The sequence below is a fragment of the Streptomyces sp. SID3343 genome (genome assembly GCF_009865215.1).
GTDB lineage: Bacteria > Actinomycetota > Actinomycetes > Streptomycetales > Streptomycetaceae > Embleya.
Map to the genome: position 1 here is coordinate 1 of NZ_WWJX01001466.1, position 13,622 is coordinate 13,622.

Annotated in this window: 14 protein-coding genes; 4 read left to right on the top strand and 10 right to left on the bottom strand. The window is 66.4% G+C overall.

The features are described from left to right. Nucleotides 1–168 precede the first annotated feature (168 nt). From GT354_RS46495 to GT354_RS46530, 8 genes are all read right to left on the bottom strand, one after another. Nucleotides 169–606 carry a DUF4279 domain-containing protein gene (locus tag GT354_RS46495; RefSeq protein WP_161363654.1) on the bottom strand — a complete coding sequence of 146 codons (438 nt, stop codon included), beginning with the start codon at nucleotides 604–606 and terminating at the stop codon, nucleotides 169–171. Between the two features lie 3 nt (nucleotides 607–609). Beyond that, a complete protein-coding gene (locus GT354_RS46500; RefSeq protein ID WP_161363657.1) occupies nucleotides 610–1,023 on the bottom strand; it encodes a hypothetical protein in 414 nt (137 codons plus the stop codon). Then, nucleotides 1,020–1,403, bottom strand: coding sequence for a hypothetical protein (locus GT354_RS46505; RefSeq protein WP_161363658.1), 384 nt, complete (start codon nucleotides 1,401–1,403; stop codon nucleotides 1,020–1,022). Before GT354_RS46505 ends, GT354_RS46500 begins: the two co-directional genes overlap by 4 nt. Nucleotides 1,404–1,564: 161 nt before the next feature. Further along, nucleotides 1,565–1,873 carry a hypothetical protein gene (locus GT354_RS46510; protein ID WP_161363661.1) on the bottom strand — a complete coding sequence of 103 codons (309 nt, stop codon included), beginning with the start codon at nucleotides 1,871–1,873 and terminating at the stop codon, nucleotides 1,565–1,567. Between the two features lie 100 nt (nucleotides 1,874–1,973). Further along, nucleotides 1,974–6,410, bottom strand: coding sequence for a DUF6531 domain-containing protein (locus tag GT354_RS46515; protein WP_161363663.1), 4,437 nt, complete (start codon nucleotides 6,408–6,410; stop codon nucleotides 1,974–1,976). A gap of 12 nt (nucleotides 6,411–6,422) precedes the next feature. Beyond that, nucleotides 6,423–6,866: a hypothetical protein gene (locus GT354_RS46520; protein ID WP_161363665.1), complete on the bottom strand. Its 444-nt coding sequence runs from the start codon at nucleotides 6,864–6,866 to the stop codon at nucleotides 6,423–6,425. After that, nucleotides 6,859–7,236, bottom strand: a complete 378-nt coding sequence (locus tag GT354_RS56935; RefSeq protein ID WP_161363667.1) for an SseB family protein — start codon at nucleotides 7,234–7,236, stop codon at nucleotides 6,859–6,861. The genes GT354_RS46520 and GT354_RS56935 overlap by 8 nt, the downstream gene beginning before the upstream one ends. A 248-nt stretch (nucleotides 7,237–7,484) precedes the next feature. Further along, the gene (locus GT354_RS46530; protein ID WP_161363670.1) at nucleotides 7,485–7,985 is read right to left on the bottom strand and encodes a hypothetical protein; all 501 of its coding nucleotides are present in this window, start codon (nucleotides 7,983–7,985) and stop codon (nucleotides 7,485–7,487) included. 226 nt (nucleotides 7,986–8,211) lie between these two features. Here GT354_RS46530 and GT354_RS46535 point away from each other — a divergent pair, with 226 nt between their 5' ends. From GT354_RS46535 to GT354_RS55335, 3 genes are read left to right on the top strand one after another with little or no spacing between them, the layout of a single operon-like run. Then, a complete protein-coding gene (locus tag GT354_RS46535; RefSeq protein WP_161363672.1) occupies nucleotides 8,212–9,084 on the top strand; it encodes a helix-turn-helix transcriptional regulator in 873 nt (290 codons plus the stop codon). Further along, entirely contained in the window at nucleotides 9,084–9,281 is a 198-nt protein-coding gene (locus GT354_RS46540; RefSeq protein WP_346012489.1) for a DUF397 domain-containing protein, read from the top strand. Before GT354_RS46535 ends, GT354_RS46540 begins: the two co-directional genes overlap by 1 nt. Before the next feature lie 31 nt (nucleotides 9,282–9,312). Continuing rightward, on the top strand, nucleotides 9,313–9,501 hold the full coding sequence (locus tag GT354_RS55335; protein ID WP_161363674.1) for a DUF397 domain-containing protein: 189 nt from the start codon (nucleotides 9,313–9,315) through the stop codon (nucleotides 9,499–9,501). A gap of 98 nt (nucleotides 9,502–9,599) precedes the next feature. Here GT354_RS55335 and GT354_RS46550 read toward each other — a convergent pair whose 3' ends face one another. Beyond that, complete coding sequence (locus GT354_RS46550; RefSeq protein WP_161363677.1) at nucleotides 9,600–9,893, bottom strand: hypothetical protein; 294 nt, start codon at nucleotides 9,891–9,893, stop codon at nucleotides 9,600–9,602. A gap of 73 nt (nucleotides 9,894–9,966) precedes the next feature. Further along, complete coding sequence (gene metF / locus GT354_RS46555; RefSeq protein WP_161363679.1) at nucleotides 9,967–10,884, bottom strand: methylenetetrahydrofolate reductase [NAD(P)H]; 918 nt, start codon at nucleotides 10,882–10,884, stop codon at nucleotides 9,967–9,969. 1,309 nt (nucleotides 10,885–12,193) lie between these two features. Between metF and GT354_RS46560 the strand changes: the two genes are divergently transcribed. Further along, on the top strand, nucleotides 12,194–13,285 hold the full coding sequence (locus GT354_RS46560; protein ID WP_161363681.1) for a polyprenyl synthetase family protein: 1,092 nt from the start codon (nucleotides 12,194–12,196) through the stop codon (nucleotides 13,283–13,285). Nucleotides 13,286–13,622 lie beyond the last annotated feature (337 nt).

Genomic DNA, 13,622 nt, shown 5'->3' on the forward strand with positions numbered 1-13,622 from the left:
CCAACCGCTCGGCGATCCCCGGCCTCTTCGCCGTCGGCGCAAGCGCCCACCCGGGCGGCGGCCTGACCCGCGTAGGCATGTCGGCCGCCCTGGTCGCCGACCTCATCGGCCGAGCCTGACCGACCCGCCCCGGCCGCCAATCACCGGCGCACCCACACCGCGTCCCCTCTACTCGCCCCCGACGTAAAGATCCGCGTCCACCGGCGCCCCCAATTCCGCAAGCAACCGCATCAGGTCGGGCCCGACCACAAACCCAGGCCCGGTCGGATCATCCGGCGACATCCACTGAACGACGCTCAAGATCATCGAACATCCCGACCCACTCAGCACGAGAAGCTGCTCACGAATCGCGCTCAATCTCGCCCGCATCGACTCCAGAAGCGCACTGACATCCGCAGCGGCATCCCCCTCCTCCGCCAGCATCCAGACGCTCTCCCGCGCAGCCCTGCGCAGAATCGACCTCGACGAAACCTCCCCTTTTCGACAAGTTTCGTCCGGCGAAACCGGCAAGCCCGCCAGGATCTCATCGAGAGAAACCGACGAACTCACCACCGAAAAATGCACCCGCCGGGCTTTCGGGGCCTCGCGCGCTTCGACAGACGTCATGAACTACGGCACCTGCTGCCCGGGTTGCCGTGCAAGGAAACTTTGGTAGTCGTAGAAGATATCGGGCAGCCCACGCGGTCCTCGGATCTCCCAGAAATCACCGATCAACTCGAAAAGCTTCGCTCTCGCTGCGGCATCGGCGTCGGGGTCGGGGTCGAGCCTTTCCGAGATCGAGACCCGACCATCCTCCGGGAACGTGAACGCGATTCGTAGGACCAGCTCCGGCCAGGCACCTTCGGAAACGTAGCCGAGCTTCATCGACAGCCATTCCCTGAACCCATCGAGCAAATGCCCCGAGTTACCTGCATTACAGCCGACCAAAAACGCGGTGGCGGCTTGATAGGAAACTTCGATCCCAAGCCCTTCAGGGTCTTCTCGGGCAGCGTCGAAGAGCTTCGGATAGTCCACGATGTTCATGCGCGCAAGTCTTTCCCAAGGAATTCACGGTAATCGAAGTAGATCCGCTCCAGGCCGCAGGATTCACGGAACCGCCAGAACTCCTCCAGCAACTCGAAGAGCTTGGCCCTGACGACTTCGTCGACCTGGGGTTCGAGCGCCTCGTAGATCGAGGTTCGCTCCCTGTCCGGAAGCGCGAGCTTCAGGACCAGCCCTTGCCAAGGGAGGTTGGACCCGTACCCGAGTTCCATGACCAGCCATTCCCTGAAGCCGTTTAGCAACTGCCACGAGTTGCCCCCGTCGCAACCGTTCACGAAAGCTGCGACCGACTGGTAGGTTTCATCGACCCCAAACCCTCTCGGATGGGCGCTGACACGCTCGAAAAGCCTCGGATAATCCACGCTTCGTCCTCGGATCGGTGGAACCATCCTGTATCCCGTCGGCAGGCGTTTGGGTTGAAGGTGGATCCGATCCACTCGCCCTTACTGGCGCCATCAACCGGATCCGCCTCTCACATCAGATGTACCTCGACACTGAAGTCCTTTGCGTAGCCGGGTTCCCCTCAGTACGGATCCGGTTCGTGGTAGGGACCGGCTTCCTGGTAGAAGGTTTCCAGTGCCTCCGGCTCTCGCTCGATGAGGCCCCCGTAGTGGTTGACATCCTGAACCAACGTCGAATATCCCCAGACCGCCTGCAGCCCGCGCTCGCCGCCATCTCGCAGGCCGAACCTCCAGTCGGCGGGAATCGAATCGTCGACCACGTCGAACAACTGCACCGGATACCAGTTCGGTTTTTGAGTGCTGTCGCGCACAAGGACAAGTAGATCGCCACCGTAAGACGCCATACCGAAGATCCGGTAGACATGGCCCACGCGGATCAGATCCTCGTTCTCCTGAGTGTAAAAATTTCCACTCAACGCTCTAGGGCCGACACGATCGTTCGGGTAAACGCACCGCAGTTTCATGGTCTCGTCACTTAAATTTGTAGTCGTCGACTTGTCGTGTGATGGTGTTGTAGGTGTAGTGAATTTCGATTCCGTTGACATTCTGGGCCATTTTAACCCAGCCGTCTTTGCCTTCCCAACGCGGATCCGTCATCGGGAAAGGCAGTGGGCGACCCGCAGCCGGGTTCGACATCGCCTGGCGCATCGCGATCTGCTCCGCCAGGGAATTCGGTTCCGTACGCCCGGTACTTCCGCGCCCGAGCGGTTGTGGTGCGTCCGGATTGGCTACCCCGGTTGGGCCCGGCGGGTCGACGGAGGGGGGTTCTTCGTTTGAACCGTACGAGTCCGGCGCCAATCCAAGCGGGTCAGACCATACCGTAGGGTTATGTACATAGTGATGATGATTGGGTGCAGGTATGAGTCCGAGCGGATCGGGACTGAGATATCTGCCTGTATCCTCGCTGTAGTAGCGGTTTAAATTGTAGGCGAGGCCGGTCTCGGAATCGCGATATTGGCCTGGGAAACGCAGCGGGCAACGCAGGCCATCGGTGGATTGGACCGTCATTCCCCAGACGGTTTCGAAAGATTGGCCGCAAGCGGTCCCATCTTCGGCAAGTAACCAAAGAGGGACACCGATCAGATCGGTGACAATAGCGAAGAACTGTGTGTCCACATCGGCTTGCACGGCGATCTGGGTCAGAGGTCTGTGAGTTCCCGGGGCATAGTTCCAGGACGTCGCGACCCCTGCAGTTTCCTGCTCCGCAAGGTGGGTTCCATCCCAAGTGAACAAAACCTCGTCCGCACGATTTAGAGCATCGACTACACGGTGTTTGGCAGTGCGCCGGCCGAGCGGATCGTAAGTGTATTTCCATACGGTGCCATCCGGGATCGTCACCTCGACGAGGAGATCATCCGCGTCCCACCGAAAAGTCCACGACTTGGTTTTACCGGACAGCGTGCGATGGAACCTGCGGATCATGCGGCCTTGAGAGTCGTACTCGAACTTCGTCCGCCCCGCGCGGTGCAGCAACGTGCCGCCAACCTCGCGATCACCCTGGGTGCGTGTGCTTCGGCCTGGCCAGCTGTCGGCGGTGAGGTTGCCCGCGTGATCATATGCGTAGCGCTCAGTCCAACCCCGGGCATGCACACCCGTAACGCGACCGACCTCGTCCAAGTCGAAGGCGCGCCCGCCCGAGGCCGTGTCATCGATGGCAGTGAGATAATTATCCGCGCGATAACTGTACGTGCGGCGATATGTCTCCGCCGGGGCCAATTCCGGGCTGAATGCCGCAGTGATCTTGTCGAGCTCTTCGCCTACACGCGTCGTCTGTGTGGTCAGGCGATGGGCTTCGTCCCATTCCTGGAGTAGTGTCACCTTTTCGCCGAAGCGCCGCGCCACCTCGCGTCCGGAACGGTCGTAATAGAACTCCAGAGTGTGACCGGCATTATGCAGCGCACTCGGCCGCCCCGAAGGCTCAAAGGTCCATTCGCTGACTTGCCCCGAAGGTGTCGTACGACGAGTACGGCGCCCGCCCGGATCGTAGGAACTGGCAACGGCCTTGCCATTGCTGGTTTCGCCGATGACGCGGCCGATCGCGTCGCGCTGGAGCAGCAGATCGACGTCAGGATTGACCGCGCGTACGAGGCGGCCTGCGGCGTCGTGGGTGAAGGTCGCCGTTCGGCCGGTGGCCGTGTGGACCTGCTTGGTGATATCACCGAGCGGATCACGCTCGAAAGTGATTTCCTCCCCTGCACCGTTGGTCCGTGATATCAGGTGCCCGACCGCATTGTGACGGTATATCAGTGTACGCCCGTTGAAGTCGGTTTCCGAGATCAGGCGGCCGGCCGCATCGTAGTCGTAACTCCACGCGAGACCCTGCGGATTGGTGACTTGGACAAGTCTGGCCTCGGCGTCGTACCGAAACTCCAGCCGTGCTCCGTCGGGACCGGTTCGCGCGGATGGCTGGTCGAGTTGACCGGACTCGAAGCGGGTGACGTTGCCCGCAGTGCTCTGGTGGTATTTCAGGTTGCCTTCGGCATCCCATGTCCACGTTTCCTGAGCGCCATCGGCTCGCTCGCGCCATGCCGGCTTGCCCTCGACGGTCCAGGCTGTACAAGTGGTATTGCCGAGCGGGTCGCTCGAAGCTGATATTCGACCGAAGGCGTCCCGTCGCGCCGACGTTGTCTCGCCGAGTGGATCGGTGAGCGTGAGGGGCAACCCGGCGGCATCGACAGTCATCCGGGTCGTGTGACCGACCGCATCCGTCGATGAAATCGGGTGACCAGCGTCGTCGTATGTGTAAGTGGTGACGGCGTCGAGCGGATCCATGATCGTGAGGAGGTTGCCACGGTCATCGTATGAGTACGTCCAACGCTTACCGTCCAGCCCGGTGATCGTCGTGGGCTTGCACAACGTCGGGTCGTGGTCTGCGATGGCGAAGGTACCGTTTGGACGCACCACCGCGGTCGGGTTGCCTTGCGGGTCGTACGTATGCCGAGTGGTGTGGCCGAGTGGATCGGTGACGGCGATGCGGCGGTTGTACTCGTCCCATTCGGTGTGGGTGGTGTTGCCGAGAGGGTCGGTTTCCCGGATGACCTGGTGCCAGTCGTTGTACTCGAACTCGCGTGTCGCGCCCAACGCGTCGGTCATCCGCGTGACGCGGGCGGTCGGGTCGTAGGCGAACGTGTTGTCCATGAAGCCGTCGACGCCCGAGCCGCGTACACAGCGGCCCGCCTCGTCGTATTCGTACTGGTACCAGGTGTTGTTGCGGTCGGTCCACGACGTGATGCGACGTCGGGTGTCGTAGGTGAAGCGCAGGGGTTTGCCCGAGGAGTTGGTGACGGAGGTCAGGTCGCCCGCTTCGTCGTAGCCGAAGCGCAGTAGGCGGATCGACTTCGACTGGTCTTCCGTCCGGGCGTGCGTCTCCGGGTCGGCGTTAAGCAGGCGCAGGCCGGTGATCAGGCCGGCTTCCGTATCGACGGCTATTCGATAGCCGCCCGAGTGGACGACCTCGCACGGGACGCCGTTGGCGTCGTAGGCGTAGTCGATCCGGTTGCCGTTGCGGTCGTGAAGGCTGCGGACCGGTATTCGGCGTGAGGCGACGCCGGGTAACGGGGCGAAGGACCACGTCCAGCCGCGCTGCGGGTCGGTCACGGTGAAGGCGCCGGTCGGGGTGCCGTCCCATTCCAGCGGCCAGCGGTATCCGCCGACGGGGAGGGTCGGCTCCCCCGGGCGGGGCGCGCGGTAGCGCAGTCGCATGCCGTCCGCCGCAGTGAACCTGAGCCATTCCGGGCCGAGTTCGAGGTGCTGGTCCAGCGTGGACGCCCAGTGCTCCCCGAACCATCGGCCGCCGTCGAACGCCGTGCGGTGTTGACGCGCCAACACGAGCGGCAGGGTGCCGGGGAGCGTCACGTCGGTCTGGGTCAGGACCATCTCGCCGGTGACCACATCGATCGGCTCGCCCTCGCGCGTGCACCCGTCCGCGCCCCGGCAGCCCGGGTTGTCCTTCTTCGCGATGTCCTTTTCGAGCTTCTCCGCCGGTGTCAGGATCTTCCGGCCGGCCGCGGTCCCGCCGCTGAGCGCGAGGTTGGGAACCTGCTCGCCGAGGAACTTGCCCGGGTTGGCCCGGAAATCCTCCCAGGACTGCACAGCCAGGTCTTTGAACTGGGCCGGGTGCGTGGCCAGGTCGTAGAAGGACGTCGCGGTGTTCTTCATGTCCGTGAAGTACGCGGCCGGGTCGGTCAGCAGGCGTGTTGGGCTCACCTGCAACGCCGCGGAGGCGAGATCCCAGGTGCCCGTGATCGCGCCCTTGACGAACTCCTTCACGAAGGTCTTGATCTCACCCCGCAGGTCCGGGACGTTCTGTAAGCGGTCCAGGTGCTCGCGGAGCTTGAGCATCCGCCGCGCCTCGTCGTCGCTGACTCGCTTCCACACCCGCTGGTACTGCTCGTGTGCGTCTTCGAGGTCGCCCTTACCGGGGTTCTTTCCGGGGTCGGTGGGCTTGGGTGGCAGGCAGGACTCGTCGGCTCCCGCCTTCTTGGCCGTCTCCCACTGGTCCTTGGCCGTCTTGTACTGCGCCTCGGCCGCGTCATGCGCCCGCGAAGCCGCCTCCGCCCGGCGCACCTTCGGGATGAGGTCGTTGGCACACTCGCCTTGCGCGAAGCGGAGCGTCTCGCCGAACTGGCGCATGTGCCCGGCGCACGGCGGGAGTTCGTCCGCGAGCAGTTCCAGTACCCCGCGCACGGTGGTGACGTCCTTGACGAACCCCTCCGCGGCGCTGCCCTGCCACATCTCCTTCTTCTCCAGCGGCTTCAACCGGTCCTGCGCCTGGCCGACTTCGACCTTGATCCGGTCGAACGCGTCCGCCGTATCGCGTAGAACCTCCCAGTCGCCGTGGACCCACACCCTGGCGTCGTCACTGCTGGGAAAGCCGAACTCGTCGAACGCCACCGGCTCGATGCCCATGACTCGCTCCCCCTACCGGCTCGGCTCGGGCGACTTGCCCGGCGTCGGTGTCGGCAACGTCTCCTCGGGATCGGACGTCGGGGCAGGCGGCCCCGACGTCTCCTTCGGATCGGGCGTCGACGCGGGCGGGGCCGGCGGCCCTCCTGGAGGCGTGACGGCCTCCTGCGCGGCTCGGTCCGCCTCGTCGTACCCCTCCGCCGCCGTCAACAGGCCGATCGCCAAACTCTCGCCTTTCGCGACCGCGGCCGCCATGATCTTGGTCGTCTCGTCCAGGATGTTCTGGGACTGCTGTGCGAAAGACGGCCACTGCGTGCCGAGTTGCTGTAATCGGCTCATCAACTCGTCTCGCTGCTGAGCGACTTGCCGCATCGGGAACATCGCCTCCGACAGTTCCCGGGCGCTGTCCCGCAGGTAAGTCGCGTCGGCGACGAACCCGTCGCCGTCCTTGTCACCCATCGATTCCCCCGTGGTCGGTTTCCGCAATGGATTCGCCGCGCCAGAGCCGCGCGTGCAGGCGGACGGGATGCTCGCCGGCCAGGTTCAGCGCGAGGTCGTAACCGTCGGGGAACTGCGCCACGAGTTCCGCGCCCGTCATGGCGAACCACGGTGTCTCGCGGCGGGTCCACCGGACGAGTTCCTCCGGCGACGTGAACACCGGGATCATGCCGTCGCCCGGCACACCCAGGGCCTCGAAACCGACATACTCCGGCCGCACGCAGTACAGCCGCGCGCCGCGCAACGCGGCCGACAGCGCGGGTGGATCACCTTCCCCCGCCGCGAGCTTTGCGACCTCTGCCGGCAGGTCCGCCGCATCGTCAATCACCACACGCCCCCGTCCGTGATTGGTTGGTGACTGTACTACGGAGGCATCACACTGCGACGATCGAGGTGCGAAGAGTCACTGTCGGCGGGCCGCCGCTTCGGCCCGTGCCTGCCCCTCCGATTCGCGAACGACGACGGATTTCCTCAGTCGTGCCGTTGGATGGGGCGACGGAGCGTCGAGCCTGGACCGCCACGCGTCCGGCCCTCTCTCATACGAAGCCGAACCCACCCTTGACTGCAGGCAGTCGGGGCTCAGTTGGGCCCCGCCGCTGTCGGAACGGCTTGCAGGTAGGCACGAGCGAGGGAAGTGAGGCATGTCAGGTTCGTGTCGAGTCCCGGGCGCGCGACCCACCGCATCGAGGTGTCCGGGTGCGGCAATGGACCCGGGACGGTCAGGCAGCCGTGCGGGCCGATGTAGTGGTACCAGCCGATCCGGGTCGGGGCGGGTGGCGGGCCTACGGTCGAGCGCCACGCGTCGCCACTGCCGGGGCCTACCAGGTAGGCCCACTTGTCGGCGTACGACGCAGACACGACCGCGCCCAGCGGCACTTGGGCCGCGATGAGGGCCTGGAGCACGACCGCGCCGAGATTCGCGCGTATCACCACCGCGTCGAAGATTCGGCCGGTGTCGACGGGCTGACGCGCACCCGGGTCGATCGACCACACATATCGGGTGGCACGAGGGTCGCGGGTGGCCGAACTGAGCCATGCCGCGCCACTTGCGTTGACCCGCTCGTCTTGCTGTCGAAGCACGTTCTTTCGCCTCCAGGTTGCTGGAAACAGACGCGACGAAGCGGCCGGGCAGCAGGCCACAGCCTCACCGGTTACAGCACTGTGTGCTGATCACGTCGCTATCCGTAGCGTGCACCTGGAGTGGAGAAAATGCAACAGCTGTACTTCACCACGTTGCACTCACTGTTCTTCGGTACCGTTGTCGCCCCGCGGCGCGACAGACTGATGGCACAACAGGAGGTGGGCCGTGCCGATCGAGCAGAACCCGACGGTCCGTAGACGGCGCTTGGGCCTCGAACTACGACGGCACCGCGAGGCTGCCGGGGCAACGCTGGACGATGCCGCCCTCCGCTTGGAGTGCCACAAGACCAAGATCAGTCGTATCGAGAACGGTCGCTCCGGCGTTCGCGCACGCGATGTTCGTGAACTCCTGGCCCTGTACGGAGTGAGCGATGCCGACGTGCAGGCATTCCTTGAAGCCCTTGCCAAGTCGGGCGCCAAGCGGGGTTGGTGGCAAAAGTACGGCCCGGCGATTCCCTCTGCCTATGCAGATCTCATCGACCTCGAAGCGGCAGCAACCCACATCAGGACCTTTCAGACGATCCTGATCCCCGGGTTGCTTCAAACCGAAAGCTATTCGCGTGCGGTTCACGCCTCGAACCCTGCTGCGATCGATCCGGCCACGCTTGAGGTTCTACTCGAAGTCCGCGCCGCACGACAGGACGTTCTCGCGAAGACAAGCCCGGTCACCCGATTTGAAGCCATCATTTTCGAGGCGGCAATCCGTACCCCGGTCGGCAGTCGCGAGATCATGAGGGACCAGCTCGAGCGCTTGCTCGAAGTGGGCGAGTCGCCCAACATCGAGCTCCAGATCCTTCCCATGGCTGTGGGCGCTCACGCGGGCATGTCGGGCCCGTTCGTGATCTTCAAGTTTCCACTGCCCGCAGACGGCGATGTCGTCTTCCTGGAGAACCTCACCAGCTCCCTTTATGTGGAAACGCTGGGCGAGACGGAATTTTACACACTTGTCTATGACAAGTTGAGGTCCGCTGCATTGAATCCGAAGGCGTCGATAGCGGCGATCCGTGCTGCGATTTCGCAATTTGATAGGGGTGAATAGTGCGCTCGCATGAAACTGCTTTGTCCGGATGGCGCAAGAGCAGCTACAGCGGTTCCACCAACGATTGCGTGGAAGTCGCTGACACGTTCTCGGGCGCTGTGCCGGTTCGTGACAGCAAAGATCCCGGCGTCGGTCGTTTGGTCGTGGCTTCCGCGTCCTGGTCGGGACTGGTCGCGGCGCTGAAAAGCGGCGTCTGACCCTTCGTTCTCAAGTCAGGAGGTAAGCGAAGTGCCTCGGACTAGTTCTGTCCAGTGGCGGAAATCCAGTTACAGCAGCGCCAATTCCGAGTGCGTAGAAGTGGCACCTTGGACGGCGAGTACTGCTGTTCGTGACAGCAAGGATCCCGGCATCGGTCGTTTGGTCGTTGCTTCCGTGTCTTGGTCGAGGCTGGTCTCGGCGCTGAAGAGCGGCGCCTGACCTTTCGGTCTCCAGTGGGAGAAAACCCGGAGTGTGCCCCTTCGAGGGGCACGCTTTCGGGGTGGTTCGGCCGGCGTGGCCGGGGTGGGGGTTGCTTGTCAGCGGGTTTTGGCTCGGCGGCCCTTTGGGCGTTTGCCGGTGATCGTCCAGCCGTGGTGGTAGGCCGCGCGGACGTAGCGGGTGGTCAGGAACTGGCCGATGGCGAAGCAGAGGATGCCGACGCCGATCACGATCGGGTTGTGCAGGGCGATGCCTGCCGGTACGCCGAGGAAGCCGATGAACGCGAGGAGGCGGTAGCGGAACGGGGCACCGTGCTGCCACAGCACCTCGGTCAGCAGCCACAACCCGATGGGCACGAAAAGGATGTAGAGCACCACCAGGCCGACCTGCACGGTTCGTCCCCTCCATCGCCGGTTGCTGGCTCGACCTTAAAGGGTGAACCGGCCGACGGGGGTGGCCGGGAGGTCAGCTCTGCTGGCCCAATCCGAGGTTCTGGTAGATCTCGGTGGTCGCGGTGGATTTGTTCAGCGTGATGAAGTGCAGGCCGGGCGCGCCCTCGGCGAGCAGCCGCTCGGACATCCGGGTCGCGAACTCGACGCCGATCGCCCGGACCGCCGCCGGGTCGTCCTTGACCGCCGCGACGCCCTCGGCGAGTTCGGTGGGCACCGCGCACCCGCTCAGCTCGTCCATCCGCACCAGGTTGCCGGCGCTGGTGACCGGCATCACCTCGGGGATGATCGGAATGTCGCAACCGGCCGCGGCGACCCGGTCGCGCAGGCGCAGGTAGTCGTCGACGTCGAAGAACATCTGGGTGATCGCGTAGTCGGCGCCGGCACGGCACTTGGCCACGAAGTGCCGGATGTCCTCGTCCCAATTCGTCGAGCGCGGGTGCATCTCCGGGAACGCGGCAATGCCCACGCAGAAGTCGCCCGAGGCGCGCAGCAGTTCGACCAGCTCGATCGCGTACGTGAAGCCGTCGGGGTGAGCGACCCATGCGCCGTTGGGGTCGCCGGGCGGGTCGCCGCGCAGGGCCAGCACGTTGCGCACGCCCGCGTTCGCATACTGCCCGATGATGTTGCGCAGCTCGGCGCGGGAGTGGCCGACCGCGGTGAGGTGGCCGACGGGGGTGAGCGTGGTCTCGGTCGCGATCCGCTCGGTCGTGTCGACGGTGTGCGTGCGGCTGGAGCCCCCCGCGCCGTAGGTGACCGACACGAAGGTGGGGGCGAGCGCCTCGACCCGGCGGATCGCGTCCCACAGCGTGCGGACGCCCTTCTCGGTCCTCGGCGGCATGAACTCGAACGAGAAGGACCTGTTGCCGTTCGCGATCAGATCGCGAATGACAGGGGTTCGACCGGTCTGGGTGGATGCGGCGCCTGGAGACATGTCTGCAGATTAGCGGTCGCGTGTTCACCCGAACACGGCTTTCCATTCCGCGAGACGGGTGGATGTACCGCGGCGCGTGGGTTGCGTCGGGTGCGCGGGTTGCGTCGGGGCGCGCGGGAGGCCCTCCCGGGAGACGCGTGGGCGCGGGGTGGCGGCGGGACCACGGGAAGGAGCGAAAGCCGCCGCGAGCGAGGGGCGAAGGGACGTGGAGGCCGGAGGCGTGACGGGATGACCGCGGCGCATTCGCGCGATGCGTGGGGCGGCTGGTGGGGGCGGCGCAAGCGAGGGGATGTGTGGGCGGATGGGGGGCGCGGCGCAATCGTGGGCGGTAAGCGGGCGGGGCGGCGGGGTGGTAGCGGCCGGAGAGCGCACGGGTGGGCGTAGTGCAAGGGAGGCGAAGAGCGCACGTCGGTGTGTGGGGGCGGACGCGGCGCGGTGCAATCGCGGGATGCGTGGGGCGGCTGGTGGACGGGGGCGCAAGCGATAGATGCGTGGGCGGCTGGCGGACGGGGCATCGGCGGGGCGGCGGCGGCCGAAGAACGCACGTCGGCGTGTACGGGCCGGCGCGACGCGGCGGAAGCCGGAAAGCGCACGTCGGCGTGTACGGGTCGACACGGCGCGGCGCAATCGCGGGATGCGTCGGGCGGCTGATGGGCGCGGCGCAAGCGGGGCCGCAGCGGCCGAAGAACGCACGTCGGCGTGTCCGGACCGGCGCGACGCGGCGGAAGCCGGAAAGCGCACGTCGGCGTGTACGGACCGACACGGCGCGGCGCAATCGCGGAATGCGTCGGGCGGCTGATGGGCGCGGCGCAAGCGGGGCGGCGGCGGCCGAAGAACGCACGTCGGCGTTTACGGGCCGGCGCGACGCGGCGCAATCGCGGAATGCGTCGGGCGGCTGATGGGCCCGGCGCAAGCGAGGACGGCAGGCGGGCGCGGCGCAAGCGGGGCGGCGGCGGCCGAAGAACGCACGTCGGTGTGTGCGGGCCGGCGCGGCGCGGCGGAAGCCGGGAAGCGCGCGTCGGTGTGTGGGAGGTGGAGGGGGTGGCTTTCTGCGGCGGTCGGGCGGCGTGGTGGGAGTTGGATGGTGGCGGGCCGGCGCTTGGGTGATGGTTCCGGGGTGATGTGTGGCGGTGAGGAGTGTGGCCGGGAGGAGTTCGTGGGCCGTGGGGAGGGTGCCGGCTTCGGGTGAGGTGCCTGGCGACCTGGGCGGTGTTCGTGACGGGGAGCCTGCTCCGCATGGGGAAGACGGGCGCAAGTTAGGCTGCCCCGTATCCCTCACCGATTCTTGATCGCCTCGACGGAAGACTCCATGGCTGCCGATTCCTTCCCCGTACACCCCTTGGACCGGGACGGCCTGCGGCAGCGCGTCAACGCCGCGCTGGGCGAGTTCATGGACCGCCAGGCCGGCGTGCTGGCCGCCGCGGGCGAGGGCATGGTCCCGGTCACCGCGGCGCTGAGCGACTTCGTGTTGGACGGGGGCAAGCGGCTGCGGCCCGGATTCTGCTACTGGGGATGGCGCGCGGTCGCGGGACCGTCGGCCGACGACGAGGCGGTCGTGCGGGCTGCGGCCTCGCTCGAACTGCTCCAGGCCAGCGCGCTGATCCACGACGACCTGATGGACAGCAGTGATACGCGCCGGGGCAAGCCCGCGGTGCACCGCCGTTTCGAGGAGCTGCATCGGGCAACCGGCTGGGTGGGCTCGGGAGAGTCCTTCGGGTCGGCGGCGGCGATCCTGCTCGGCGACCTGTGTCTGTCGTGGTGCGACGAGATGTTCGGCGCGAGCGGCGTGGACGAAAAGGCGCTGCGGGCGGCGAAGCCGCTGTTCGACGTCATGCGTACCGAGGTGATGGCGGGCCAGTATCTCGACGTACTCGAACAGGCGATGGGCGGCGGCTCGGTCGAGCGGTCACGGCGCGTCATGCGGTTCAAGTCCGCGAAGTACACGATAGAGCGCCCGCTGCACGTCGGCGCCGCGCTCGCCGGTGCCGACGAAAACACCCTGCGGGCCTACTCCGCCTATGGTCTGCCGCTCGGTGAGGCCTTCCAACTGCGTGACGACGTGCTCGGGGTCTTCGGTGATCCCGGGCTCACCGGGAAGCCCGCGGGCGACGACCTGCGGGAGGGCAAGCGGACCGTGCTCCTGGCGCTCGCCGGCGAGCGGGCCGACGCCGGGCAGGCCGAGTCGCTGGAAACGCTGATCGGGGATCCCGAGCTGAGTGACGCCGGGGTCAAGGAGTTGCGGGCCGTGATCGAGGACACCGGCGCGCTCGCCGAGGTGGAGGCGATGATCGCCGACCTCGCCACGCGTGCCCTCGCCGGCCTTGCCGTCGCGCCGGTCGCCGAGGACGCGCGCGAAGTGCTGCGCGAGCTCGCCGACGCGGCGACCGTGCGCAGCGTCTAGCCCCGTCTCGGCCGGCGCGGACGCGGCGACGGGGAACGGCGCGTCGTGGCCGGTGTTCGGCGCCGGTCTGGGCCGTTCCGGTGCGGCCATCCGCGGGCGGGGAGTGCGCGAAGGGGGTTCGTCGCCGGCCGCGAGCAGCGCCTCGGGCGGGAAGCGGCCGACGAAGCAGATCCCGCCGAGCATCGCGGCGAGCACGAACAGCGGGAGCAGCAGCGCGGTGCCGGCGTCGGCCGTACCGGCGGACGGGACCGATCCGCTCGCCGACGAGGTGACACGCGCGCGGCGCGACCGGGGATCACCCGGACGAGCACCCCGCGGCGGGGGAACGGTCTGCAGT